General features: G+C 72.0%; 27 protein-coding genes and 1 pseudogene. 11 read left to right on the top strand and 17 right to left on the bottom strand.

The window, feature by feature from the left end:
- Positions 1-87: 87 nt before the first annotated feature.
- From AB0D59_RS19320 to AB0D59_RS19300, 5 genes are all read right to left on the bottom strand, one after another.
- The gene (locus tag AB0D59_RS19320; protein ID WP_362566382.1) at positions 88-867 is read right to left on the bottom strand and encodes a TIGR04222 domain-containing membrane protein; all 780 of its coding nucleotides are present in this window, start codon (positions 865-867) and stop codon (positions 88-90) included.
- A gap of 96 nt (positions 868-963) precedes the next feature.
- Complete coding sequence (locus tag AB0D59_RS19315) at positions 964-1752, bottom strand: DUF4142 domain-containing protein (protein ID WP_362566379.1); 789 nt, start codon at positions 1750-1752, stop codon at positions 964-966.
- A gap of 338 nt (positions 1753-2090) precedes the next feature.
- On the bottom strand, positions 2091-3365 hold the full coding sequence (locus AB0D59_RS19310; RefSeq protein WP_362566639.1) for a DUF692 domain-containing protein: 1275 nt from the start codon (positions 3363-3365) through the stop codon (positions 2091-2093).
- 129 nt (positions 3366-3494) lie between these two features.
- Positions 3495-4286, bottom strand: a complete 792-nt coding sequence (locus tag AB0D59_RS19305; protein WP_362566376.1) for a DUF4142 domain-containing protein — start codon at positions 4284-4286, stop codon at positions 3495-3497.
- Between the two features lie 185 nt (positions 4287-4471).
- Positions 4472-5020 carry a flavoprotein gene (locus AB0D59_RS19300; protein ID WP_362566373.1) on the bottom strand — a complete coding sequence of 183 codons (549 nt, stop codon included), beginning with the start codon at positions 5018-5020 and terminating at the stop codon, positions 4472-4474.
- A 90-nt stretch (positions 5021-5110) separates the two neighbouring features.
- Here AB0D59_RS19300 and AB0D59_RS19295 point away from each other — a divergent pair, with 90 nt between their 5' ends.
- The 4 genes from AB0D59_RS19295 (at position 5111) to AB0D59_RS19280 (ending at position 8539) form a co-directional block, all read left to right on the top strand.
- Positions 5111-6295, top strand: a complete 1185-nt coding sequence (locus AB0D59_RS19295) for a helix-turn-helix transcriptional regulator (RefSeq protein WP_362566370.1) — start codon at positions 5111-5113, stop codon at positions 6293-6295.
- Positions 6296-6527: 232 nt separating this feature from the next.
- A complete protein-coding gene (locus AB0D59_RS19290; protein WP_362566367.1) occupies positions 6528-6800 on the top strand; it encodes a hypothetical protein in 273 nt (90 codons plus the stop codon).
- 423 nt (positions 6801-7223) lie between these two features.
- Complete coding sequence (locus AB0D59_RS19285; protein WP_362566364.1) at positions 7224-7367, top strand: hypothetical protein; 144 nt, start codon at positions 7224-7226, stop codon at positions 7365-7367.
- Positions 7364-8539 carry a methyltransferase domain-containing protein gene (locus AB0D59_RS19280; RefSeq protein ID WP_362566361.1) on the top strand — a complete coding sequence of 392 codons (1176 nt, stop codon included), beginning with the start codon at positions 7364-7366 and terminating at the stop codon, positions 8537-8539. Before AB0D59_RS19285 ends, AB0D59_RS19280 begins: the two co-directional genes overlap by 4 nt.
- A 189-nt stretch (positions 8540-8728) precedes the next feature.
- Here AB0D59_RS19280 and AB0D59_RS19275 read toward each other — a convergent pair whose 3' ends face one another.
- Positions 8729-9457 (bottom strand): aminoacyl-tRNA hydrolase, encoded by a 729-nt coding sequence (locus AB0D59_RS19275; RefSeq protein WP_362566358.1) that lies wholly within the window; start codon positions 9455-9457, stop codon positions 8729-8731.
- A 127-nt stretch (positions 9458-9584) separates the two neighbouring features.
- Between AB0D59_RS19275 and AB0D59_RS19270 the strand changes: the two genes are divergently transcribed.
- Both AB0D59_RS19270 and AB0D59_RS19265 read left to right on the top strand, forming a co-directional pair.
- Complete coding sequence (locus AB0D59_RS19270) at positions 9585-10457, top strand: ATP-binding cassette domain-containing protein (protein ID WP_362566355.1); 873 nt, start codon at positions 9585-9587, stop codon at positions 10455-10457.
- Positions 10454-11125 carry an ABC transporter gene (locus AB0D59_RS19265; RefSeq protein ID WP_362566352.1) on the top strand — a complete coding sequence of 224 codons (672 nt, stop codon included), beginning with the start codon at positions 10454-10456 and terminating at the stop codon, positions 11123-11125. Before AB0D59_RS19270 ends, AB0D59_RS19265 begins: the two co-directional genes overlap by 4 nt.
- Here AB0D59_RS19265 and AB0D59_RS19260 read toward each other — a convergent pair.
- The 8 genes from AB0D59_RS19260 to zapE all read right to left on the bottom strand — a co-directional run bounded on the left by AB0D59_RS19260 (position 11117) and on the right by zapE (position 18004).
- Positions 11117-11299 (bottom strand): hypothetical protein, encoded by a 183-nt coding sequence (locus AB0D59_RS19260; RefSeq protein ID WP_362566349.1) that lies wholly within the window; start codon positions 11297-11299, stop codon positions 11117-11119. The two genes, AB0D59_RS19265 and AB0D59_RS19260, sit on opposite strands and share 9 nt — an antisense overlap.
- 18 nt (positions 11300-11317) lie before the next feature.
- Complete coding sequence (locus AB0D59_RS19255) at positions 11318-12139, bottom strand: polysaccharide deacetylase family protein (protein WP_362566637.1); 822 nt, start codon at positions 12137-12139, stop codon at positions 11318-11320.
- Positions 12140-12254: 115 nt separating this feature from the next.
- On the bottom strand, positions 12255-13133 hold the full coding sequence (locus AB0D59_RS19250) for a polyphosphate kinase 2 family protein (RefSeq protein ID WP_362566347.1): 879 nt from the start codon (positions 13131-13133) through the stop codon (positions 12255-12257).
- Positions 13081-14001, bottom strand: coding sequence for a slipin family protein (locus AB0D59_RS19245; RefSeq protein ID WP_362566344.1), 921 nt, complete (start codon positions 13999-14001; stop codon positions 13081-13083). The genes AB0D59_RS19250 and AB0D59_RS19245 overlap by 53 nt, the downstream gene beginning before the upstream one ends.
- A 146-nt stretch (positions 14002-14147) precedes the next feature.
- On the bottom strand, positions 14148-15632 hold the full coding sequence (locus tag AB0D59_RS19240) for a SulP family inorganic anion transporter (protein WP_362566341.1): 1485 nt from the start codon (positions 15630-15632) through the stop codon (positions 14148-14150).
- 8 nt (positions 15633-15640) lie between these two features.
- On the bottom strand, positions 15641-16219 hold the full coding sequence (locus tag AB0D59_RS19235; RefSeq protein ID WP_362566338.1) for a carbonic anhydrase: 579 nt from the start codon (positions 16217-16219) through the stop codon (positions 15641-15643).
- A gap of 90 nt (positions 16220-16309) precedes the next feature.
- On the bottom strand, positions 16310-16705 hold the full coding sequence (locus AB0D59_RS19230) for a hypothetical protein (RefSeq protein WP_362566336.1): 396 nt from the start codon (positions 16703-16705) through the stop codon (positions 16310-16312).
- Positions 16706-16897: 192 nt separating this feature from the next.
- Positions 16898-18004: a cell division protein ZapE gene (gene zapE, locus AB0D59_RS19225; protein WP_362566333.1), complete on the bottom strand. Its 1107-nt coding sequence runs from the start codon at positions 18002-18004 to the stop codon at positions 16898-16900.
- 259 nt (positions 18005-18263) lie between these two features.
- Between zapE and AB0D59_RS19220 the strand changes: the two genes are divergently transcribed.
- From AB0D59_RS19220 to msrB, 4 genes are all read left to right on the top strand, one after another.
- Positions 18264-19004: a pyrimidine reductase family protein gene (locus AB0D59_RS19220; protein WP_362566330.1), complete on the top strand. Its 741-nt coding sequence runs from the start codon at positions 18264-18266 to the stop codon at positions 19002-19004.
- Positions 19005-19176: 172 nt separating this feature from the next.
- The gene (locus AB0D59_RS19215; RefSeq protein WP_362566634.1) at positions 19177-19632 is read left to right on the top strand and encodes an indole-3-glycerol phosphate synthase; all 456 of its coding nucleotides are present in this window, start codon (positions 19177-19179) and stop codon (positions 19630-19632) included.
- A 195-nt stretch (positions 19633-19827) separates the two neighbouring features.
- A complete protein-coding gene (gene murC / locus AB0D59_RS19210; protein ID WP_362566327.1) occupies positions 19828-21216 on the top strand; it encodes a UDP-N-acetylmuramate--L-alanine ligase in 1389 nt (462 codons plus the stop codon).
- Between the two features lie 13 nt (positions 21217-21229).
- On the top strand, positions 21230-21637 hold the full coding sequence (gene msrB, locus AB0D59_RS19205; protein ID WP_362566324.1) for a peptide-methionine (R)-S-oxide reductase MsrB: 408 nt from the start codon (positions 21230-21232) through the stop codon (positions 21635-21637).
- Between the two features lie 12 nt (positions 21638-21649).
- Here the strand turns inward: msrB and AB0D59_RS19200 are convergent, their stop codons facing one another.
- The 3 genes and pseudogenes from AB0D59_RS19200 to AB0D59_RS19190 form a co-directional block, all read right to left on the bottom strand.
- A complete protein-coding gene (locus tag AB0D59_RS19200) occupies positions 21650-21841 on the bottom strand; it encodes a hypothetical protein (protein ID WP_362566321.1) in 192 nt (63 codons plus the stop codon).
- Positions 21820-22041 (bottom strand): MBL fold metallo-hydrolase, encoded by a 222-nt coding sequence (locus AB0D59_RS19195; protein ID WP_362566318.1) that lies wholly within the window; start codon positions 22039-22041, stop codon positions 21820-21822. The genes AB0D59_RS19200 and AB0D59_RS19195 overlap by 22 nt, the downstream gene beginning before the upstream one ends.
- A gap of 81 nt (positions 22042-22122) precedes the next feature.
- Positions 22123-23040: pseudogene (locus AB0D59_RS19190) on the bottom strand (MFS transporter); the annotation flags it as partial.
- A gap of 344 nt (positions 23041-23384) precedes the next feature.
- On the opposite strand from AB0D59_RS19190, the gene AB0D59_RS19185 reads away from it, so the two are divergent.
- On the top strand, positions 23385-24686 hold the full coding sequence (locus tag AB0D59_RS19185) for a PP2C family protein-serine/threonine phosphatase (RefSeq protein WP_362566316.1): 1302 nt from the start codon (positions 23385-23387) through the stop codon (positions 24684-24686).
- The last annotated feature ends 2 nt before the right edge of the window (positions 24687-24688 follow it).

The raw sequence follows: 24688 nt of genomic DNA, 5'->3' as shown, positions 1-24688 counted from the left end.
AGCAATAAAAGGGATATTTCGACCGGTTGTCGGCGAAGGCAAGCACCATCGGCCGGTGTCGGCGCCAATGCCCCTATACGCCCCCGCTCACTCCCGCGGGAGCTGGTCCCGGTGTGCGAAGGCCGCACGCAGCTCCGGTTCGCCGATCGCGCGGATACCGCGGACGGCGACCGAGGCGAGCAGCGAGTGGTCGTCGGCCGCCCGGTTCGCCCGCCGGTGCAGCACGCCCAGCAGCCGCTGCCCGGCCGGGGAGGCCCAGCGCGAGTACGGGTGCACCTCGACCCGGGCGATGGCGAGGCAGCTCAGCGTCAGGGTGAGGGGCAGCGCGAACCACATGGCGACCAGGTCGCGCGGCATCTCGGTCGGGGCGGGCAGCACGAGGGCGACCGCCGCCAGGCCGAACACGGCGAGTGCGGCGGCCCGCACCTGACGCACGCCCGACGCGACCGTCGTACGCGCCGCCACGTCCGGCACCGCGAGCCCGGCCCGCACCAGCCTCTCGCCGAGACTCCGCACGGCGTCCGCGCCGGCCGCCGCCGAACGCACCGGCGCTATCCGCGACTGCCCGTCCGGCCCGATGGCACCTATCACCGAGCGCTCCATCTCGTCCCGCGCGCGCGGGTCCACGACGGTCGCCCAGCCGGTGTGGGCGAGCAGCAGCCGCTGTTGGCGGGCCATGGACACCAGAGTCAGGTCGGCGACCCGCGCCGGCCCGCCGGACAGGAACGCTGCCTCGTACAGCGTCAGACCGTGTCCTCGGCCCGTGTCCGTGTCGGTCGCCGCTGTGCGTACGGCGGCCAGGCACAGCCGGGTGCAGGCGGTGCCGGCGACGGCCCAGGCCAGGAGCAGGAGAAGGACCCAGAACATGACGCGTTTCTATGCCAGGGGCTTGGGAAACGCCATGCCCTGTTCATATTCCGGACCGAGTGTTGTCGGTACGTGACGTTCCGCTTCCCGTGCAGGTCAGGGGCTGTTGGGCGGCGGGGGACTGGAGGCGGCGGGCGGCAGCGGGTACGTCGAGGCCGACGGCGGGGCCGGTGACGGTACGACCGGGATCGCGTCGCTCGGCGCGAAGACCGGCGGCGAGGCGGCGGGGGAGGGGGGGAGCGCCAACTGCTGCGCGAGGGCGGCGAAGTCGACGTACCCCGTGGCCTCCAGGACCTTGATGTGGTCGAGGACGGTGGTGTTGGCATCGTCGGCGAGATCGCGGACCAGGGTGTTCTGGGTGCCGGCACGGACCTGGGCGACGACGGAGAAGACCCGGCCGTGGGCGAGCCGCGCGATGTTCGCGAACTGCCGGTCGAAGTCCTGCCCCTGCGCCTCGGTCAGCGTGGCGAGCCACTGTTGTTGCTGGCCGTTGGGCTGGTTGGGAATCGGCACGCCGAGCTGGGCGGCGACGTCGCGGACGTGCGCGTCGAGGGCGGCGTGCCCGTCGACGAGGTGCCGGCCGGCGGTCCGTACGGCCTGGGTGGTGCCCTTCTGCTCCGCCATCTCCCCGGCCGGCAGCTCCCAGAGCCCGGCGAGCCGCACCTTGACGATGAAGTCCCGGTCCAGGGCCGACAGCGGGCCGTAGCGGGTCGACACCGTCTGGGCGCTCAGCACGTTCACCGCGCCGGTCGGGTCCGAGCGGTCGGCGTACGACCAGATCGGGAACACCAGGGCGGCGAGGGTCGCCGCGAGACAGACGATGATCAGCCCGGTACCGGTGAATATGCCTCGGCCTTGGACGGGGGGTCGGGGACGCGCGCGCATGATGCCTCCTGCACCGCACGGTGGGGCTTCGCCGTACGGGGTTGGCATATTACCGAGGGCGCGGTGTAGGGGGCCGGGGCGATGGGTTGGTGTGGTTTTGGGTCGGATGTCGGGTTCGGGTGGGCGGGACGGCCGCGCCCACCCGTGCCGCCCCAGCGGCACGACTGCCCGCGGCCATGCAGCTCCGTGGCTGTGCAGGACACGGCTGAACAGCGCCCCGTCAGGGGCGCGGGGAACTGCGCGACCAGCCAGACACGGCCCGCAGCCGACATCCGACCGAACTTCCATGCGGCACCCTGGCCAACGCCGGCAAGCGGCACCCCCGGCCTCGCCTCCCCCTAGCCCCGCCGCTGCAACGCCCTTCGGGCAGCCGACCGCCGGGGCGTCGCGCCCGCACGGTCGCGCCACCACCTTTCCAGTCGGCGCCGCGACGTCCTGTCTCCCGCCCTGCCGTCCCGCAGCAGTCGCCCCGCGAAGTCCAGCGCATCCCGCCGGTAACCCTCGGTCATCGGCCGCTCCTGCGCGTACGCCAGAAACGCCGGCCGATACGCCTCGCGCAGGATCTCCGGCAGTTCCGGGGCCACCTTCGCCACCACGTCCGCCCGCTTCGACGCCAGCGCCCGCGCCTGCACCCCCATCCGCACCCGGTCGAACCCCTCCGGCACCGGTGTCCCCGCGACCAGTGAGGACAGCACCGCGGTCTGTGCGAGCCCGACGCGCTGCCGGGTGGCGTCGGTCACCTCGTGCGTGGTCGGCCGCGCCGGGGGATCGAACCGGCGGTCGGCGGCGCCCCCCGCCGCCACCGCCCCGCGAATCGCCGCCAGCTCCCGCTCCAGTTCGGCCGGTTCGGGGAAGTTCTCGTCCCGCTCCAGCAGCACTCCCGGCGGCGTGACCCGGGACGCGAGGTCGGCCAGGACGTCCAGGACCGCCGGGGGCACCGGGTGGGCGTGGCTGTCGTGCCAGACGCCGTCCCGCTCGAAGCCGCCCGCGACATGGACGTAGGCGATGGCCTCGACGGGGAGTTCGGCGAGCGCCTTGGCCGGGTCCTCACCGCGGTTGACGTGGTTGGTGTGCAGGTTCGCCACGTCGATCAGCAGCCGTACCCCGGTGCGGTCGACGAGGTCGTACAGGAACTGCCCCTCGGTCATCTCCTCGCCCGGCCAGCAGATGAGCGCGGCGATGTTCTCGACGGCGAGCGGCACGGGCAGCGCGTCCTGCGCGATCCGGATGTTCTCGCAGAGGACGTCGAGGGCGTCCCGGGTGCGCGGCACGGGGAGCAGATGGCCCGCCTCCAGGAGCGGCGAGGCCGTCAGCGGCCCGCCCGCGCGGACGAACGCGATGTGCTCGGTGACAAGAGGGGAGCCCAGCGCCTCCGCCCGCTCGGCGAGCGCCGTGAGCCGGTCCTCGTCCGGGCGGTCCGCGCCGCCGAGGCCCAGGGAGACACCGTGCGGTACGACCGTCACCCCGCGCTCGCGCAGCCGCCGCAGCGACTCGGGGAGGTGGCCCGGGCAGGTGTTCTCGGCCACGACCTCGACCCAGTCGATACCGGGCATGCGCTCCACGGCGTCGGCGATCTCCGGCCGCCAGCCGATGCCCGTTCCCAGCCGCTCCATGGTCATGGCACTCCCCCTCCTCATCCTATTGACGGGGGTATGGCCCCGGAGCGCGTCCGCGAACCGTGTTGCCTGCCGCTTCAGAGCAACATTTGAGGTTCGGGGCCGCGCTCCGGGGAGCTGAACCGGCTATCCGCCGAGCACGCCCAGCGAGTCCACCGGGTCCGGGCGTGCGGTGTTCACCGTGCCCGGCGCGCCGGGCGAGGGCCGGGAGGTGACCCGCACGTCACCGCTGGCCTGTGCGGCCGGGGCGGAGGGCACCACCACTCCCGGCGCCGGCACCGGCGGGCCGGTCGGGCTCGCCGTGGTGGAGTTGGCGATCTCGTTGGCGATCGCCTCGAAGTCGACCTTCCCGGTCTTCTCCAGGATCGTGATGTGGTCCAGCACGGTCTGGTTGGCGTCCGAGGCCAGCTGCCGCACCAGGCTGTTGCGGGTGGTGTTCCGTACCGTCCCGATCGCCGGGAAGATCTTGCCGTGCGCGGCGCGCAGCAGATTCACGAACTTGTACTCGTACTCCGCGCCGGTCGCCGAGGACATCTCCTGGAGCCAGCCCTGCTGCTGCTCGTTCGGTACGTTGGGCAGCTCGACGCCCAGCTGCCCCGCGACGATCCGGACCCGCCGGTCGAGGTCGGTGTGGCCGACGATCAGATGGTCGCCGGCCGCCTTGATCGCCGCGCTCGGCGCCCGGTCGATGGCCTGCTGCCCGGCCGGCAGCTCCCACAGCCCGGCCAGCCGGACCCGCACGATCAGATCGCGGTCCGAGGCGGACAGCGGACCCCACTGGGTGGCCACGGTCCCCGCCGCCAGGTTCGCCTGCCCGGTGCCGGAGCGGTCGGCGTACGACCACACGGGATAGGCGAGCGCGCCGAGCGTGGTGGCGAGGGCCGCCAGGATCATGGCCGTACCGTTGAAACGCCGCAAGGGATCCCTCCCCGTGTCGCTGGTTCAGTGCCTGGACGTACGGGTGCGACGGCGACGGTGTTCAAACAAACGGCAAAGTTTCCAAGGAAAGGTAAAAGAGTCCAGGTCGGCCCGGCAGATTGCTGCCCTGGCGGGCACCCACCGCATGCTGGTGGGCGCGGGCGATGGTGGAGTCCACCGAGACGTCAGGCGCTGGCGAGCTCGTCGGCCGCGTCGAGCACCAGGTCCCAGGGGTACTCCTTCGGCTTGCCCTGACCCGGCTGATTAGGCACGAAGCCGTCCTTGCCGTACAAGACGCGAACGCCCATGGCACGCAGCTCGGCGACGCTCCGTTCGAACTGGTTGTGGCGTACGTAGGCGGCGTTGACGCACGGCATGGCGACCGTGGGGATGCTCTTGCCGATGCCCTCGGCAACCACCCCAACGACGAAGTCGTGCGTGAGGCCAAGCGCCCACGAGTTCAAGGTGTTGAAGGTGGCCGGCGCTACGGCGATCACGTCCGCCTCCGGCCATACGTCTCGTTCGCCGGGCATTTTGTACTCGCTGCGCACGGGGTGACCGGTCAGTCGTTCCAGCTCGGCGAGCTGCGGCGCGAGCCAGCGCGCAGCGGTGGGGGTGAGGCCGAGACACACGTCGAAGCTGCGGGCCTGGGCGTCCTCGATCACCTTCGCGATGTCGAAGACGGGCGGGGCAGCAGAGCCGAACAGGTAGATCACACGGCCGTGTTTCGTCATGGCCCTATCCGACCACATGTAACCGCCCCCGCTCCGAAGGGAGTCGGGGGCGATTACAGTCGCAAGTGGGTGCTTAGAACGGAGACCAGTATGTCAACACTGGACGGCAACCACACGGGCGCGCGCATCAAGGAACAGCGCAGACTCGCCAGGCTCACCCAGAGACAACTCGCTGATCGGCTGCCCTTCTCGTACGCCCTGCTGAACTCTGTGGAATGCGGTTTACGCCCGGCCACCGCGGACTTCGTCGCCGCCTGTGCCAAGTCCCTGAACATCGACGTCACCGTGCTCACTGGACAGCCGTACATGACCGAATTGCAGCGGGACCGGCTCGCCGAACTCGTACGACCGATCCGTGAGGCCCTCGACCTGTACGACCTCGGCCCCAATCCTGATCTCACCGCGCGGCCGGCACCGCAGCTGATCACGGCAGCCGACGAGCTCTGCGCAGAAGTGCGAGCGACGCACCTGCGCAACGCGGCCCGCGCCCTGCCGGGGCTGATCGCCGAGCTCACCCACGCCGCCTGGTCGACGCCGACGACCGAGCTGTGGCAGGCACTCGCCTCGACCTACCGGACAGCCCATGACATCAGCGTGAAGCTCGGCTACTACGACCTCTCGGCCGTCGCCCTGGATCGGATGGACTGGGCGGCTCAGCGAGCCTCGGATCCCTGCCTGGCTGCCGTACGCCAGTACATGCGCGCGTTGGTCTATTTCCGTGAGGGCGAGTACCGGATCGGGCAGCGGCTCGTCGCTGCAGGGCATACCGTCGTCGGCCAGGCGGAGGAGACCCGGGAGGCGCTGGCCGTCGCCGGCCAGTTGCACCTCGGTGCATCGGTCATCTCTGCCCGGGCTGACGACCAGGCGGCAGTGGGCCGGCACATCGATGAGGCACGCCAGATCGCCAAGCGCATCGGCGACGCGTCCGATGTGCACTGGCTCAGTTTCGGGCCGGCCAACGTGGCCCTGCACAGGATGTCGGCGGCCGTCGAGATGCATCAGTACGACGATGCGCTGAAGCAGGCGCGCAAGATGAAGCTTCCGACGCAGCTGGCCACCTCACGCCGGGCGCACTTCCTGATCGACCGGGCGCGAGCAGAGATGGAGACCGGTTCCACGGAGAAGGCGCTGGAGCACCTCGTCGATGCCCGCAGGATGGCTCCCGAGCAGACCCGGTACCACCCGGGCGCCCGGGAGACGATCACCGGGTTGGTGCATCTGTCCCGTCGGACGCCGGACACCCTGAACCACATGGCCGCGTGGATCGGCCTGTAGGCCATATCTACAACGCCTACAAATCCGTAGGCATTGAGTCCCTCTCACAGCGTGACGCTGTTCTTACACCTGGTCAACGACGAGGCGGAGGCAGCGCGATGACGCGTGGACAGCACGCTCCGAACAGCATCAGCATGCGGCGACTCGCGCTCCGCGTCCGTCGCAAGAAGCGCCTCGGCGACCGCGCGAACGGTCCCGAGGCCGGCCAACGCTGAAGAGGAGCGTCGACACCATGAACGCTACAGCCCGCCCGCCGACCTCTGGAGAGCCTGCTCCCGCCGAGAGCGCCTACGAGCTGCGGCTCGGCGAGACGGTCGAGGACGCGGAGCACAGGCGCATCGGCAAAGTGATGGGCCTCGTCGGGGGCTACGTGCAGCTCCGACCCATCGAGGGCGGCAGGGAGTGGGACGCCGACCCGAAGAAGCTGCGCCTGGTGCCGGTCGGCGAAGCACTCAGTCCTGCGGTCGCCATCGCCAACGCCCGGTCCCGGGGCGGGCTGTGGTGAGGCGGGCTGTAGTGCCGACCACCGCCGACACCGAGAACCTCTCCGCAGAATGCGCAGTGGCGCAGAGGCCCGACAGCGGGCACCTGCATGCGGAGTGCCGACAGACCAAAGACATCCCGCTGCCCCATTCTGTGGGCATCCTGCTCATCCACCGGTGCCGCTGCTCCTGCCATCCGGCCGCCCGAGCGACCCCGTAAGGCCACATGACCCTTCCGCTCCGCGCCCCGGTGCTGTCGCGGACACCGGTCTGACGCACCCCCACGGCGGCCGCTCCGGGTCAGGGCCGCACCCCGAATACCCGTCTCACCGGGCATCCGTCGCGCCTGGTGAGACGGGAAGGCCCGCCCCCTCGAAGTCGCCGGAAGCTTCTCGACGGGGCGGTACGCCTTGCATTCCCACAGCAACCGAACGAGGGATCACATCGTGACCGTTCTCGATGTGCGGGAAGTCTTCCCGCACGCGCCCGAAGGCGGGCACCCCTGCGGGCAGTGGGACTGGATCGAGCACCACACCGGCCTGCCCATCGCCCAGGCCATCGCCGACGAACTCCGAGGAGTCGCCCCGTGAGCAACTTTCCCCAAGACGCCGGCCGGCCGTACGCGGTCGCGCTCGCCGAGCTGCTCGTCAGGACTGGCGCGGTCCGCACCCAGACGTGGGAGCAGGCGTTCGCCTCGGTTCCCCGCCACGTTCTCGTGCCGAGCTGGTACGAGCAGGAGACCGACGCGCGGGGCATCGCGGTCTGGCGTCGGCGCGGTGCCACCGAGGAGAGCGGTCTCGCGGACGTCTACCGGGACGTGACCCTCGTGACCGGCCTGGACCCGGCGACAGCCCAGCAGGTCGACGAGGACGCCTGGACCGGTGTCGCCACGTCGTCGAGCACGATCCCCAGCCTCATGGCAGGCATGCTCGAAGACCTCGACATCCAGGACGGCCACCGGGTGATGGAGATCGGCACCGGCACCGGCTACAACGCCGCGCTGCTGAGTGCTCGTCTGGGTGAGGAGTTCGTCCACTCCATGGATATCGACCAGCAGCTCGTCGACCTCGCCCAGAAGCGTCTCGACAGCATCGGGTACCAGCCCCAACTGCTGTCCGGGGACGGAACGCAGGGCTGGCCGGACGGAGGGCCCTTCGACCGGATCATGGCCACATGCTCCGTGCCGTCCGTCCCCGCCGCGTGGGTCGAGCAGCTGCGGCCCGGCGGGGTGCTGCTGACCGATGTGGCGTTCGGGATCGAGGGCGGTCTCGTGCGGCTCTCACCCGGCAGTGACGGCGAGGCCCGCGGCTTCTTCACCACGAACACCGGCCGCTTCATGGCTGCCCGAAGCCACGCGCGCACGTACCAGGCGCAGGACCGGCCGGAGCGCGCCCCGGCTGCCCGGTCCCGGCCGAGCACACTCACGGCGAACGCCATCCAGGCCCATTACCCGCTGCGGCTCGCGCTGGCGTTCCAGATGCCTGGCACCGAGCTCGTGTACTACGTCGACGACACGGAGGGGATGTCGATCCAGCTCCAGCGGGACGACGGCTCCTGGGCCCGCGTGCCCATTGCCGGCACCAGCGGTCTGGTGACGTTCGGCGGCGACGAGGGGTTGTGGAAGCAGGCCGAGGAGGCCTGGGCCTGGTGGAATCACGCGGACCGGCCCGCGCAGGACCGGTTCGGGTACGTCCGGGAGCCTGACGGCAGTGCGTACGCCCGGTACCTGCCTGACGGATCGCGCTGGTCCCTCGCCGGCTGATCCCTGCGTTACCGGCCCTGTTCGTCTGCGTCTCCCGGTGCGGACGGGCGAGGCCTCACATCGTCCAGGCCCCGGATGGGCTCGGGTACAGAGACACCCAGAATCGCGCAGATCCGCAGCAGGTCGCCGAAGTGCGGGTCGACCTGGCTGGGCAGCGGGCTGTCGGAGATGCCTACGTAGAGTAGTCGGTCACGGTCGTCGTAGGCGCGACCGAGGATGATCCGCGACCACGGTGCAACTGCCCGGCGCGATCTCGGTGAAACCGGCGTCCCGCACCAACGGCAGTCCGCTGTCCGTGAGTTGACGCCACTCGGCCGGGTCGGCGGTCCGTACGGCGAGCGGGAACCCGGCCTCGCGCCAGGACTCCCGCTCCTCCTCCGGCAGCGCCCACCAGGCCAGTTGGGCCCCGTGCCCGGCCTGCGCCATCGCCTTGCCCGCGGACATCTCCAACTGCGGGTTCAGCCACAGCACGGCCTGCGCCCGGTCGGCGTCGACGGGCGGCTCGGGATCGTCCAACTCCGTCCCGGACACCTGCAACTTCGCCAGTTCCTTGGGCCACCCGTCCAGGGGAACCGGCGGAAACACCCGTACCTCGGCGGACTTCCCCGTGAGGGTGATCCCGGGCAGTTCCCCGGCCCGCCGCCACTCGGCCCCCCGAGCCCGCCGCACGACCTTGCGGATCCGGGCGTCCTCCCAGTCCCGCATCGACTGAGCCCATTCCCCGTCCCCGAGGGAGCGCGGATCACTGAGCATGGTCAGCACGGCCCGGGCGGCGGTTTCGAGAGCGTCGGTGCGGGCCGGAGGGGCGTCCCTTTCGATGCGTACGACCAGTGGCAGCACGAACTGAGGTGCCTCGTCACGTGCGGTGGGTTCGGTGCGAAAAGGACTGTCGCCGGGTGATTTCGAATCAGCGCTCACCCCGTCAGCCTAAGGGGCGCGGGCTGGGTCAATTTGCGGCTCCGCCGCGTGGGCGCGACCAGCCACAACGCACCCGCAGTCGGAGACGGTGCACACCCCCACGGCGGAACCGCACGACAATACCCTCATGCACCGCGATCTTGAACTGGCCCGCGTAGGCCGCCGCTACGGCATACGCGGCCCCTGGGTCTTACGAGGCGTCGACCTCACCCTCACCCCCGGCACCCTCACCCGGGTGGAAGGAGCGAACGGCACCGGCAAGTCCACCCTGCTCCGCCTCATCGCCGGCATAGACACCCCCACCGAGGGCCGTATCACCGGCCGCCCCCGCACCGCGTACGTGCCCGAGCGCTTCCCCTCGGCCCTGCCCTTCACCCCCGCCGGCTACCTCACCCACCTCGGCACCGTCCACGGCCTGTCCCGCAGGTCGGCCGCCGCCCGCGCAGCGGACTGGCTGGAGCGGTTCGGCGCGGCGGCCTACGCGGCCACGCCCATGGCCCAGCTCTCCAAGGGCACCAGCCAGAAGGTCGCGGTCGCCCAGGCCCTGCTCGCCGACCCCCGGCTGCTCGTCCTCGACGAGGCATGGACCGGCCTGGACGCCGATGCCCGCGCGGAGCTGGAGCGGGCCGTCGCCGAGCGGACCGCGGCCGGGGGAGCCGTCGTGTTCGTCGATCACGATCCACGGCGCCTCGCGGGCGCGCCCGACGCGACCTACCAGGTGGTCGACGGCACCCTCAGGCCCGCTGCCGCGCAGGTGGCTTCACCTGTCGGCCCGCACACCGTCGTCACCGTCCGGGGCCCCGCCGGCGGCCGCCTGCCCGCCGACGCGACCCGCACGGCGGCCTTCGCCGAGGAACCGGCCCCCGGCACCTACCGTCTTACGGTTCCCGCGTCCCACTCGGACGTGGTGCTGCGTGCCCTCCTCACGGCCCACCCGCCGTGGCACGTGGTCGCCGTCAGCCCCCCGGACGTCCCTCCGGACGAGAAAGCCCGCCCATGACCGCACTCCTGCGCTACCAGACCGCACTCCTCCTGCGCTCCCAGCGCTGGCTGCCCCCGGTGATCCTGTATGCCGTGTTCCTGGGAGTGGGCGTGCAGAGCGGTCAGCCGGTGCTGGACTCGCTCGGCTACACGGCCGCCGCGCTGCTGCCGGTGGCCGCCTGGCTGGTACGGATCTGTGTCACCGGCGAACCGCCGGCCGCCCGCGCCTGTGTCACGGCGGCGCGGGGCCCGGCCAGGACCCATCTGGCCGCCCTGCTCACCGGCCTCGCCGCCGCCGCGCTGCTCGGCACGGCGGCGACCCTGATCGTGACCGTGATCAGCCGGCACGCCACCAACGACCACCGGTTCGCCGTGCCGCCCCTGCGGGCCGGGGCCGCCGGTCTGCTCGCGACCCTCGTCTGCGCGCTGCTCGGCTGTGCCGTCGGCGCGCTCACCAACCGGCCGCTGCTGCGCTCGCCGGGCCGGGCGGTGCCCATGATGCTGCTGGCCGTGCTGCTCGCGGTGGTGGTAGCGGGTTCCCCGGCGCACGCGGCGGTCAGCGGTCTGGTCTCCGGCTCGGAGTCCGGCCGGGTCCCGGTGTCACCCCTGCCCCTGGCCGCGGCGGCCCTGCTCACCGCCGCGGCCTTCACCGTGGCCTGCCTTCTCAACGGCCGCCGCTCATCCTGAGCAGGCGGTCCGCTGCGCCTCCTGCCACTCGCACGGCGGGCACATCGTGATGCCCTTGTACGACTCCGGGTACTCGGTCGGCTCCCGGCACAGCACGCACTCGGCGTACGGCGGACCGTCCGCCTTCGGCGGCTTCGCGGCCTCGCTGATCGTGCAGTAGCCCTCGTCGCTCATACCTCCAGCGTAGGACGGTCAGCGATGGCCGGGCGTCTCGCCGATCAGCTCGGACACCTTCACGAACCGGAAGCCCCGCTTGCGCAGCTCCGGTACGACGCTGCGGACCACCCGCTCGGTGGTCGGGGCGGCGCTGCGCGTGCAGTGCATGACGACCACGGAGCCGGGCTTCACCCCGTCCAGCACCTGCTTGGTCACGGCGTCGGCGTCGGTCGCGAACGCGTCGCCGCTCACCACGTCCCACTGCACCGCGGTGACCCCGAGCGAGCCGACCGCGCGCAGCGCCTGCTGGTCGTAGCAGCCGCCGGGGAAACGGAAGTACGGCATCGGATGCGGCACTCCCGCCCTGAGCAGCGCGGCGTAGGCGCGCTCCACGTCCGACTTCATGTTCACGGCGGAGACGGTCGGCAGGCCGTAGCAGTCGCCGGTGAACGCGTAGTGGCTGTAGGAGTGGTTGGCGACCTCGAACTGCGGGTCGCGGCCGAGGGAGCGGGCCTGGTCCGGGTACTCGTCGGCCCAGCGGCCGGTCATGAAGACCGTGGCCGGCACCTTCAGCCGGCGCAGGGTCGCGATCAGCGCGGGGTTGTCGAAGTGCTCGCCGGCGGCCGCGCGGGGCCCCTGGTCGGCGGTCATGTCGGCGTCGAAGGTCAGGGCGACGGTCTTGCCCAGGGTGCGAGGACCGCTGGAGAAGACGGGGGCCAGGCCGCCCGGGCCCGCGGGGAGTGTGGGCGGCTTGGCGGCGGGGGCGGGCCGGGCGGGGGCCGGGTGGCCGGTGTGGGGGGCCTGGGCGGTGCCGCAGGCGGCGAGCGCGGCGCCCAGGGCGACGCAGGCGGCGGTCATACCGGTGAGACGGCGTACTGAACGGATCACCCTATGAACGTAGGTCGGATTGTCCGGTTTTTCTGGGTGGCGCGGCGCCGGGGCCGCCGGGGTCACCCGGGCGGCGGCTGTCCGGTCACGGTGTTCTCAGCAGCCGCTCCCGGACCTCCGCCACGTCGAAGTCCGCCTTCGGGTACCGCGGGTCGAGCTGCTCCAGGTGTTCCAGGAGGAGGCGGCCGATCGCCCAGTTGCGGTACCACTTGTGGTCGGCCGGGATCCGGTACCAGGGCGCGGCCGGGGTCGAGCACCGCTCCAGGGCGATCTCGTACGCCTCCTGGAAGGCGGGCCACAGCGCCCGGTCCTCGATGTCGGCGGGGCTGAACTTCCAGTGCTTGTCGGGGTTGTCGAGGCGGGCCAGGAGGCGGCGCTTCTGCTCGCCGTGGGAGAGGTGCAGGAAGCACTTGACGACGGTCGTGCCGGCCTCGGTCAGCTCCTGCTCGAAGGCGTTGATCCGGCCGTAACGGGAGTCGATCTCCGTGGGCGGGGCGAGGCCGTGGACGCGGGCGACCAGGACGTCCTCGTAGTGCGAGCGGTCGAAGATGCCGATCTCGCCCTGCTGGGGGAGCACGTGGCGCACCCGCCACAGGAAGTCGTGGCGGCGCTCCTCCTCGGTGGGGGCCTTGAAGGCGTGGACCCGGCAGCCGGCCGGGTCGAGGTGGCCGATGACGTGCCTGACCGTGCCGCCCTTGCCGCTGGTGTCCATACCCTGGAGCACCAGCAGGACCCGGCGCCGGTCACCGGCCGTGCCCGCCGCCCACAGCCGTTCCTGGAGGCCGGCCAGGCGCTCGCTCAGCTCGGCCGTCGCGGTGCGCGCGGCGGCCTTGCCGTCGGGGCCGGCGGGATGGGCGTCGGCCGGGTGGGCGCCGAGGTCGGGGCGCTCGCCCGCCGGGAGCCGGACCAGGTCACGCAGAGCGGGGTCGCTGTCGTCCGTACGCTTCGGGTGCTTCCTCGGCACGGGCACGCCTTTCACTGGGGTCCGGGTGTCCGGGTTCGGAGGGTTCCGAGAGTTCGGCGAGCCCGGCGAGATCGGGGGGAACGAGCGGGGCGCCGCCGCTCGGCGCGGGCTGCTGGGCCCGCTCCAGGAAGCGCAGCAGCTCCACCGGGAAGGGCAGCACCAGGGTGGAGTTCTTCTCGGCCGCCACCGCCACGATCGTCTGGAGCAGCCGCAGTTGCAGGGCTGTCGGGGTCTTCTCCATCTGCTGGGCCGCCTCGGCCAGTTTCTTCGAGGCCTGGAACTCGGCGTCGGCGTTGATGATCCGGGCCCGGCGCTCCCGGTCGGCCTCGGCCTGGCGGGCCATCGAGCGCTTCATCGTGTCCGGCAGCGACACGTCCTTGATCTCGACCCGGTCCACCTGCACACCCCAGCCCACGGCCGGGCTGTCGATCATCAGCTCCAGGCCCTGGTTGAGCTGCTCGCGGTTGGAGAGCAGGTCGTCCAGATCGCTCTTGCCGATGATGGACCGCAGCGAGGTCTGGGCCATCTGCGAGACGGCGAACTTGTAGTCCTCGACCTTGACCAGCGCGCTCACCGCGTCGACCACCCGGAAGTAGACGACGGCGTCCACGCGCACGGTGACGTTGTCACGGGTGATGCCCTCCTGGGCGGGGACCGGCAGCGTGACGATCTGCATGTTGACCTTGTGCAGCCGGTCCGCGAACGGGATCACCAGATTGAATCCGGGCTGTCGTACGCCACCGGTGACCCGGCCGAGCCGGAACAGCACACCCTGTTCGTACTGCTTGACGACCCGCGCTCCCGCGGCCAGGTACAGCGCGCCGACGCACAGCGCCGTCACCACCGCGACCAGCAGATCCTGAACCATCACGACCCCCAGCCAGAGAGGTCCGGTATGTCTGATGCTGCAACGATATGCCCGACGGGTCGTTCGGGGCCATGGGCCGCCGGGGAGCAGGTTCGGGCCGGGATGCCGAGGGGCGTCGGCATCCCGGCCCGGGAGCGGCCGCCGGTTCAGACGGCCGTGACTCGGGTGGTCCCGGCCGAGGCGACCGTGACCTTCACCGGTTCGGTGTCGGCGTCGCTGTGCCGCTCGGCCCAGCTCTCCAGCGCGGTCCGGCAGGCATGGTCGAGATGGTGCAGCCCGGACAGGTCCACCCGGAGTGGGCGGTCCTGGGGCAGCGCCTCCAGACTGTCGAGGATCTTGGGCAGCCGCAGGAAGGTCGCGTTGCCCGACAGATGGGCGTCGATCGGGCCCGCGCCCTTGTCGATCACGTCCAGCTTGATGTGCGAGGCCTCCCACGCGGTCTTGACGATGGACAGGGCCAGTCCGATGAGCACGCCCTCGAACATGCTGACCGCGACGATCGACACCGCGGTGACGACCAGGATCAGCGCCTCGCCCCGGTGCTCGCGCCACAGGACGGCCAGCGCCCGCACGGGGATCAGCTTGGCGCCCGAGTAGACCAGGACTCCGGCGAGCGCCGGGATCGGTATGTAGCCGAGCACGCCCGGCAGCAGCGCCGCGAACAGCAGCAGCCAGACGCCGTGCAGCACCCGGGACGCCTTCGTCCGGGCGCCCGCCTGCACATTGGCCGCGCTGCGCACGATCACCGCGGTCATCGGCAGCGCGCCGAGCAGTCCGCAGAGCGCGTTGCCCGCGCCCTGGGCGATCAGCTCCTGGTTGTACTTGGTGCGCGGACCGTTGTGCAGGCGGTCCACGGCCGCCGCGCTGAACAGCGACTCGGCGGACGCGATCAGTGTGAACGCGACGATCGTGCCGATCACGCCGAAGCCCGCCAGTTCACCGAAGGCGCTCAGCGGCGGCGGCTGGACGGAGCCCAGCAGCCCGTGCACCTCGACGGTGGCGACCGGGAGGCCCAGGAGGAACGCGGCCAGGGTGGCGAGGCCGACGGCGGCCAGCGCTCCCGGGACCGTCCGCGCCTTCGCCGGGAGGTACTTCCACAGCACCAGGACCGCGACGGTGCCCGCGCCGAGGGCGAGCGAGGCCAGCGCTTCCCCGTCCCCGAGGGCGTCCAGGAACGCCCTGGGCAGACCGGCTATCTTGCCGGGCCCCGAATCGGGCGCCTTGGCGGCGAGCGCCGGATACAGCTGACCGGCGATCAGGGCCAGACCGATTCCGGCCAGCATGCCCTCGACCACCGAGACCGAGATGGCCCGGAAGTAGCGGCCCAGCCTCAGCACCCCCATGGTGACCTGGAGCACGCCGGTGACGAGCACGATCACGCCGAGCACCGGCAGCCCGAACTCGTGCACCGCCTCGAAGACGAGCACGGTCAGACCGGCGGCCGGCCCCGACACCTGGAGGCTGCTGCCCCGCAGCATGCCGGTGACGAGACCGCCCACGATGCCGGTGACCAGGCCGAGTTCGGCCGGCACACCGGAGGCGACGGCCACGCCCACGCACAGCGGGAGCGCGACCAGGAAGACGACGAGAGAGGCGGTGAAGTCCTGCTTCAGGTAAGGGAACTTGGTCATCGCGACGCTCACAGGGTCTCGAACGCGTCGGTGTCGGCGCGGTGTTCGCGCACGGCACCGGTGTGGACCTCGTAGTACCAGCCGCGCAGGGTCAGTTCGCCCCGCGCCAGCTTCCTGTCGATGAACGGGTAGGAGCGCAGCCGCAGCAGCTGGGCGAGCACATGGCTCTGCACGCCCTCGGCTACGGCCGGGTCCTCCACCGCCCCGGTCGGGCGGGGCTCGGCACGGGCCAGCCAGTCCCGTACGGCGGGTACGGCGGTCAGGTCGTCGCCGCGCACCAGCGCGCCGACGGCGCCGCAGTGCGAGTGCCCGCAGACGACGATGTCGCCAACGCCCAGCACCTCCACGGCGTACTCGATGGTGGCCGCCTCGCTGGTGGGGTGCTCCGAGGCGTACGGGGGGACGATGTTGCCCGCGGTGCGCAGCTCGAAGAGCTCGCCCGGGCGGGCGCCGGTGATCAGGGCCGGGACGACCCGGGAGTCGGAGCAGGTGATGAACAGCACCTGCGGGGACTGGCCTTCGGCGAGTTTGGCGAACTCCTCAGGGCGCTGTCCGAACGTACGGGCGTTGTCGATGAGGGGCTGCATGGCGTGTGGACTCCTCCTGGCGCGCCGGAGCGGCGCGTCGGGCTTGCACGACGGTGGTGGGGGGTGACGAGCCGGGGCAGAACCCGTCGCTCAGCAGCGGAAGACCTGAAGCGCGGCCGGCGAGTGGGTTCTGGACGGTCTTGACGTGCGTTGATGCCTGGCCGCGGGGGCCACGCAGGCCGATATCGCCTCGGTGTGCCGGGCGGTGGGCGGACGGTCGTCGGCCCAGCCGCCGGCGGCGGTGCGGTGGCGGTCGGCGGTCCGCGGCCGGCTGGGGGGCTCCCCGCAGAGGCCGTGCTCGCGGAGGGTGTGCGAGCCGTCGCGCACCAACTTCGCCGAGGGCTTCGGACCAGGCTGGGCCTTGGCCTCGACATGACTGAGTGTGTGCGCGGCTGCGAAGGTTGCCGCGGGCGCGAAGAACTGGACGGCGAGCAGGGCGGCGGCCAGGAGCGAGAACACGGTCCGGGCCGTCGTACCTCGGAACATGAGCCCCCCTCGCGGCAGTTCGCGCCTCTTGTGTGCACCAAGCACAGGTCAATGGTTGGTCAAGAAACACGTTAACCCTGCAAAGTCGTTTGCAGGGTTAACTCGGTGTTGCGAACCAAAGAGAGCGTGAAAAATGCCGGTGGCGTGGCTCGATCGAGCTCTTGACCCGGCGATCTTGATCGAATAGCGGGCCTATCCGGCGGCGACGAGCCCCTTGGCGTCCCGCGCCAGGGCGGTGAGCCGGGATATCGCGCGGAAGTACTTCTTCCGGTAGCCGCCGTTCAGCATCTCCTCGCTGAACAGCCTGTCGAACGGCAGTCCGGAGGCCAGGACCGGGATCTCGCGGTCGTAGAGCCGGTCCGCGAGGACCACCAGCCGCAGTGCGGTCGACTGGTCCGGCACCGGCCGCACATCGGTGAGGCAGACCGCCGTCACGCCGTCGGTCAGCGCGCCGTACCGGCTGGGGTGCACCTTGGCCAGGTGGTCCAGCAGGTGCGGGAAGTCGTCGAGCGAGGCGCCCGGGGTGGCGTACGCCGCCTTGGCCACCTGCTCCTCGGAGAACGGCGCCGGTGCCTCGGGCAGGCCGCGGTGACGGTAGTCCTCGCCGTCGATGCGCAGGGCGCGGAAGTGGGCCGACAGGCCCTGGATCTCGCGCAGGAAGTCGGCCGCCGCGAACCGGCCCTCGCCGAGCTTGCCGGGCAGCGTGTTGGAGGTGGCGGCGAGCGCGACACCGGCGTCGACGAGCCGGCCCAGCAGCGTCGACACCAGGACCGTGTCGCCGGGGTCGTCCAGCTCGAACTCGTCGATGCACAGCAGGCGGTGGCCGGAGAGGGTCACGACGGTCTGCTGGAACCCGAGGGCGCCGACCAGGTTGGTCAGCTCCACGAAGGTGCCGAACGCCTTCAGCGCGGGCTCGGCCGGGGTGGCGTGCCAGAGGGAGGCGAGCAGGTGGGTCTTGCCGACGCCGTACCCGCCGTCGAGGTAGACCCCGCGGGGCCCGGCCGGGGTCTTCGGCGCCCTGGCCTTCCCGAAGCCGAGGAAACCGCGCCTGCCGCCGGTCGCCGCGTGCGCACCGCCGAGACCGGCCGCGAAACCCTCGAGGACCCGTACGGCCTCGGTCTGGCTCGGCTGGTTCGGGTCCGGCAGGTAGGTGGCGAAGCGGACCGAGTCGAAGCGGGGCGGCGGCACCATCTCGGCGACCAGCCGGTCCGCGGGGACGTGCGGAGAGCGGGCGCACAGCGACAGCGGGGCCGCGTCGGCTATGGGGCTGACCTCGGAAGCGGCGGGAGAAGACGACACGGTCATCCATGGTAGTTGCCGTGCCACACTGCACGACATGCGACGCCTGTTCCCTGTGACCGAAGAGACAGCACCCGGCGCCTGTGGCGGTTCGGCCGAGGGGGAGGAGCCGGCGGGCGGGGCGGATGCATCCGGCGGGGCTGGCCAGGGGGTCGGCAGCGGTGCCGCTGGTGGGGCGGGCCCTGGGGATGAGGTGGCTGGCGCTGGTGGGACGGGCCGTAGGGATGAGGTCGGTGCTGCCGGCGAGGTGGGTGGCGGGGTGCGCGGTGCCGATTTCGTCGCGCGGGAGTGGAGTCTCGCCGAGCTCGCGGTCGCCTATGGCTATCCCGTCGGGCGGGGGGTCTGGCTGCGGGCCAACATGGTGTCCACGCTCGACGGTGCCGCCCAGCACGACGGACGGTCGCAGCTCATCTCCAGCGCGGCCGACATGCGTGTCTTCGGCACGCTGCGGGCCCTCGCGGATGTGGTGGTCGTGGGAGCGGAAACGGTACGGCAGGAGGGGTACCGGCCGGCCCGCGCGCGTGCGGAGTTCGCCGGGGCCCGAGCGGCGGCGGGGCAAAGCGCGGCCCCCGCGATCGCCGTCGTCACCGCGAGCCTGGACCTCGACTTCTCGCTCCCGCTGTTCACCTCGCCCCTCGTCCCCACGCTGATCCTCACCGGCGCGGCGGCCGCCCCCGACCGCGTCGCCGCCGCCGAGCGGGCCGGTGCCCGGGTGCTGGTCGCCGGTGACGGCGCCGGCGTGGACCCCGCCCGCGCGGTGAGCGCCCTCGCCGATCTCGGCCACACCCGGCTGCTCACCGAGGGCGGACCCCGGCTGCTCGGGCAGTTCATCGCCGCCGACGTCCTCGACGAGCTGTGCCTCACGATGTCCCCGATGCTGACGGCGGGGGGAGCACAGCGCATTTCCGGGGGACCCGGTGTCACCGTGCCCAGCCGTTTCGAACTAGTGTCCCTGCTGGAGGAGGCCGGATTCCTGTTCAGTCGCTATCAGCGGTCCTGAATTCGGCGGAATCTACCGTTCCGCTTAGCTTCCGGCGGGCACACTGAATCCGGCAGTACCCGTACGTTCACGGGGCAGGATGGTTTCCGCAGGGCTGCTAGGCCCCAGGGAGGACAGAGGGTCCGAGTGGCCCTCTCAGGAGAAGAGGCGCCTGGTGTTCACAAGCGTTCTGATGATCGAGAAGGCCCTGACGTCTGCCGACGTGGAGTTCGTCACCACCTTGCACGGGGACGAGCAGGTTTCCTTCCATGTGTTGCTCCAGCCGCGCGGCGACCAGGCGGACCGCCTGCTGCGGGCCATCGACGACATCGCGCTCGGCGAACTGGACGAAGCCGCGCGCGAGCGGGAGACGCCCGAGGGCGACGAGGCGAAGAGGCCGGCCGAACAGGCGCTGGACGTGTCCCTGACGGCCCTGCGGGCGGCGGGGAGCACGGCGGAGGGGCGGATGGTCGAGGACCACCCGCTGGACGCGCTGAAGACGGTGGTGGAAGAGGTGGGCGCGGACGAGGTGATCGTGCTGACCGATCCGCACTATGTGGAGGAGTTCTTCCATCGGGACTGGGCGTCCCGGGCGCGGCACAAGGTGGGGGTGCCGGTGCTGAAGCTGTTCTCGCACAGCAAGGCGTAGACGCCGCAGGGGTGCGGTGCGTCGCAGGCCGCGGGCGCGTTGTAACTGGTCGCGCCCTCGCGGCGGAGCCGCGCGTCGAGCACAGCCCCGCGCCCCTTTCGGGGCGCCCACGGCTTGCGCCCCTTGCAAGGCACCCGGTGCCCGAGCGCATAGGCTAGGGCCGCTTTCGCACGTCACCGTCTCTGGGAGAAACACATGGCACCCGGCCTTCCTTCCGCCATGGAGCGACCGCACTTCATCGGGATCGGCGGCGCCGGGATGTCGGGGATCGCCAAGATCCTCGCCCAGCGTGGCGCCGTGGTGGCCGGGAGCGACGCCAAGGAGTCGGCCACCGCCGAGGCGCTGCGGGCGCTGGGCGTCACCGTGCACATCGGGCACGCGGCCGGGCACCTGGCCGACGACGCCAGCTGTGTCGTCGTCTCGTCGGCGATCCGCGAGGACAACCCCGAGCTGGCGCGCGCGGCCGAGCTGGGCATCCCCGTGGTGCACCGCGCGGACGCCCTCGCCGGCCTGATGGACGGCGCGCGGCCGATCGCCGTCGCGGGCACCCACGGCAAGACCACGACCACCTCGATGCTGGCCGTCTCGCTGACCGAGCTGGGTCGCGAGCCGTCGTACGCCATCGGCGGCGACCTGGACGCCCCCGGCTCCAACGCCCTGCACGGCGAGGGCGAGATCTTCGTCGCCGAGGCGGACGAATCGGACCGCAGCTTCCACAAGTACGCGCCCGAGGTCGCCATCGTCCTCAACGTGGAGCTCGACCACCACGCCAACTACGCCTCGATGGACGAGATCTACGAGTCCTTCGAGACCTTCGCCGGCCGGATCGTGCCCGGCGGCACGCTGGTGATCAACGCCGATGAGCAGGGCGCGCGCGAGCTGACCCGGCGGCTGGCCGGGAAGGTCCGGACGGTGACCTACGGCGACTCCGCCGACGCCGACGTCCGGGTGCTGTCCGTCGTGCCTCAGGGTCTGAAGAGCGAGGTCACCGTCGCGCTGGACGGGACCGAGCTGACCTTCACGGTCTCCGTGCCCGGCCGGCACTACGCGCACAACGCCGTCGCCGCGCTCGCCGCGGGCGTGGCCCTCGGGGTCCCGGCCGCCGAGCTGGCGCCCGCGCTGGCCGCGTACACGGGCGTCAAGCGCCGTCTCCAGCTCAAAGGCGAGGCGGCCGGCGTCCAGGTGATCGACTCCTACGCCCACCACCCCACCGAGATGACCGCCGACCTGGAGGCCATGCGCGCCGCCGCCGGGGACGCCCGGATCCTGGTCGTCTTCCAGCCGCACCTGTTCTCCCGCACCCAGGAGCTGGGCAAGGAGATGGGCGACGCGCTGGCCCTCGCGGACGCTTCGGTGGTCCTGGACGTCTACCCGGCCCGCGAGGACCCGATCCCCGGCGTCACCAGCGAGCTGATCATCGAGGCCGCGCGGGCCGCGGGCGCCGACGTCACCGCCGTCCGCGACAAGGCCGAGGTCCCCTCCGTGTTCGCGGGAATGACGAAGCCCGGTGATCTGGTTCTCACCATGGGCGCGGGCGATGTGACCGACCTGGGCCCGAAGATCCTGGAACGCCTGGCGAAGTGAGGGGCTGAGAGTCATGTCGTACGACGTCGACAAGCCGGACGAGCAGTGGCGGGCGGAGCTGACCCCGGCCGAGTACGCCGTGCTGCGTCAGGCGGCGACCGAGCCGGCCTTCGTCGGTGAGTACACCGACACCAAGACCAAGGGCGTCTACTCCTGTCGCGCCTGCGGTGCGGAGCTGTTCACCTCCACCACGAAGTTTGAGTCCCACTGCGGGTGGCCGTCCTTCTACGACCCGAAGGACACCGACGCGGTCGAGCTGATCGAGGACCGCACGCACGGGATGGTGCGCACCGAGGTGCGGTGCGCGCGGTGCGGCTCGCACCTCGGGCACGTCTTCGAGGGCGAGGGGTACGCGACCCCGACCGACCAGCGGTACTGCATCAACTCGATCTCGCTGCGGCTGACCGCCGACGAGAGCTGAGAGCGCGGCAGATCAGGGGAGCGGGACCGGGCTGGGCAGGAGTGCCCGGGCCGGTGCCGGCCGCCACTGGACGTCTCCGGCCGCGTCGCGGACGACGCGGCCGAAGGCCTGGTCCCCGAAGTGGAACACGAAGGCGTAGGTGCGGGGTGCCAGCAGCTGCTCCAGGAGCGTCCTGCGGGCCTTCAGCACCCCTTCGACGTCCACGTACGGCCCGGAGGGCCGCTTTTGGGGTGGGTCAGTTGGGCGGGGGCGTGGAAGGCGTCCCCGAGGACCAGGATCCGCCGGCCGGGTGACGCCGAGATCACATACGTGGTGTGCCCGGGGCTGTGGCCCGGGGTGATCAGGGCGGTGACGTCCGGCCACACCTCGTCGCCGTCCTCGAACTGCCGCAGCACGCGTGACATCGGCACCATGAAGCCGTCCCAGCACGGCGCCCCCACCTTGATCTCGCCCCGCCAGAACGGGCCCCATTCGGGGGCGGCCGGTCACACGGGCTCGGCGGCCCGGCGTCGGGAGGCGAGGACCACCAGGCCGCCGATGACGGCGAGGGTCATCAGGACGGCGGCGAACACGGTGGCGCCGTTGGTCAGCCCGATCGCGTCGCTGAGGTAGCCGGCCGAGACCGGCAGCAGGCCCGCCGGGACGTAACCGCCCACGTTGAGCGCCGCGTTGGCCTCGGCGAGCCGCTGCGCCGGGACGCTGTGGTTGAGCAGCGAGAGCCCGCCGAGCTGTCCCATGCCCTGGCCGGCACCGGCCAGCAGTGCGGAGGCGATCAGTACGGGGACCGACGAGGTGTGCACGGCGGTGGCGAGCGCGACCATGCCGAGCGTGGTGCTGACGGCACCCGCGGTCAGGATGGTGCGCCGGGGCAGCTTCTGCACGGCGAACTGCACCCCGGTGGCGGCCAGGAACATCGCGAATGCCATGGCCCCGGCGACGATCCGGCTGGTGGTACCGAGCAGGCCGGACAGCAGCGAAGGGCCGAGCGAGAGAACGAAGGACGTCGCGGTGATGCCGGGCGCGAACACCGCGATGCCGAGGGTGAGTTGCAGAACGTTGCCGTGCGGGACGCCGGGTACCCGGATCCACGCGCCCTTGGCGGGTGCGGCGCGGCGGCGCACCGGCATGCGCAGCACGGCGAGGATCGCGGTGGCCAGCAGCGCCATCTCCACCACGAAGACGGTGACGGTGGGGCCGGGCAGGGCCTCGGACAGGACGCCCGCGAGGAGCGGACCGAGGCCGGCCCCGAAGACCATCGCGCAGGAGGCGAGCAGGGCCGCGAGCCGCTTGCGCTGCCCGCCGGCCACGTCCGTCACGGCGGCCATGCCCGCGGAGACCACCGCGCCGACGGCGATACCGGTGAACAGCCGGGCCACGATCAGCGCGGCCACGCTGGGCGCGGTCCTCGGGCGACGATCAGCGCGGCCACGCTGGACGCGGTCCTCGGGCGACGATCAGCGCGGCCACGCTGGACGCGGTCCTCGGGCGTAGCCGGTGTGCCGGACCGCTCGGCCCGTCCGAGGCCCGGCGGGCCGGCGCGCCGGATCCGTCCATGGCCCGGGGAGCCCGCGCGCCGGATCCGTCCGTGGCCCGCTCGCACACCGGATCCGAACTCCCCGGGTGTGAGCGCGCACCGCCGCCGACGGCGCGGCGGCCGGAGTTCCGGCCGCCCCGCCGCACCACCTCGGGAGGCCGTGCGGCGCGGGTGGCTGGTGCTTCCCTGGGCGCTGTTTGAGATTCTGTGAAGGTGTTGGGTGTCGCGCGATGGTTCCAGTCCCGCAGGGGCCCCGCGTCCGCCGACGGCCCGGGGGCAGTGGACGGGCCCATCGCGGGCGCCGACGCCTTCGCGCCCTTCAGGGGGCTGCGGGCGGCCGCGGCCGGCATCGGTACCACCCTCGACGAGTCCACGACCTGCAGGGAACTGACCAGGGCTGCGGTACGGCTGACCGGCGGCGGCGCGGCCGTGATGCGGAGGGTCGGCGAGACCGTCTCCGGCTACGAGGCGATCACCGGCGACGCCGGCATGCTGCCCGACGCCCGCTGGGCCACCGCGGTGGCCCGGGACGCGGGCTCCCCGGCGGCCGACCACTGGATGGACCCCTGGCTGTCCCGCCCGGCCGGCAGCCGCACCCGTCCGGCCGTGTGCGTGCCCCTGACCAGCGGCTCCGACCAGTACGGCGTACTGGTCTGCGCCCGAGAGGGGATGGCCTTCGTCCGTGAGGAGGCCGAACTGCTCGCCCTCCTCGCCGAACGCGCCGCCTCCCACATCCGGCACGCCCGCGAGTACGAGCACGTCAACCGCACCGCCGGCGACCTGCAGCGCGCCCTGTTGTCCGAGCCCGGCCGGCCGCACCCCAACCTGGACGTGTCGATCCGCTACCTCCCGGCCGGCGGCCGGGTGCTGGTCGGCGGCGACTGGTGCGAGACGGTACGGCTGCACTTCGGCCGCACGCTGCTCGTCGTCGGCGATGTGATGGGCCACGGCCTGGAGGCCGCCGTCGACATGAACGCCTACCGGTCGTCGCTGCGCTACATCGCCTCCTCCGAGTTGCCCCCGCACCGGGTGCTGCGCCAGATGGACGCCATCGCCTCCGACGAGGCGGACCGCAGGCCGGCCACCTGTCTGCTGGTGCGTGTCGACCCGAGCCGTCGTCAGGTCACCCTGTCCAGCGCCGGCCACCTTCCGCCCGCCATGATCACCGGGGACGGCCGGACCTCCCTCCTGCCGGTCCCCGTGGGCCCGCCGCTGGGCACCGGCTTCGGGGGCTACGAATCGGCCACCCACCGGTTCGACCCCGACCACGCCCTCGTCCTCTTCACCGACGGCCTGGTGGAACACCGCGGCGAGGACATCGACCGCTCCCTGAAACGCCTCGCGGACCTGCGCTTCAGCCCTGCCGTCGGCGTGGACGCCCTCCTGGAGTCCATCCTCACCCGCCTCGACGCCCGCAACGCCGAGGACGACGTCGCGGTGCTGGCGGCCCGCCCGCATCCCCGGCAGGGCGGTTTCACCTACGTGCCGGAGGAGGAGGCGACACCGGGCCTGTGACG

This window comes from Streptomyces sp. NPDC048417 (assembly GCF_040651615.1).
GTDB lineage: Bacteria > Actinomycetota > Actinomycetes > Streptomycetales > Streptomycetaceae > Streptomyces.
Note: the sequence above shows the minus strand (reverse complement) of the source record. Positions and strands in the feature narration are given on the sequence as shown.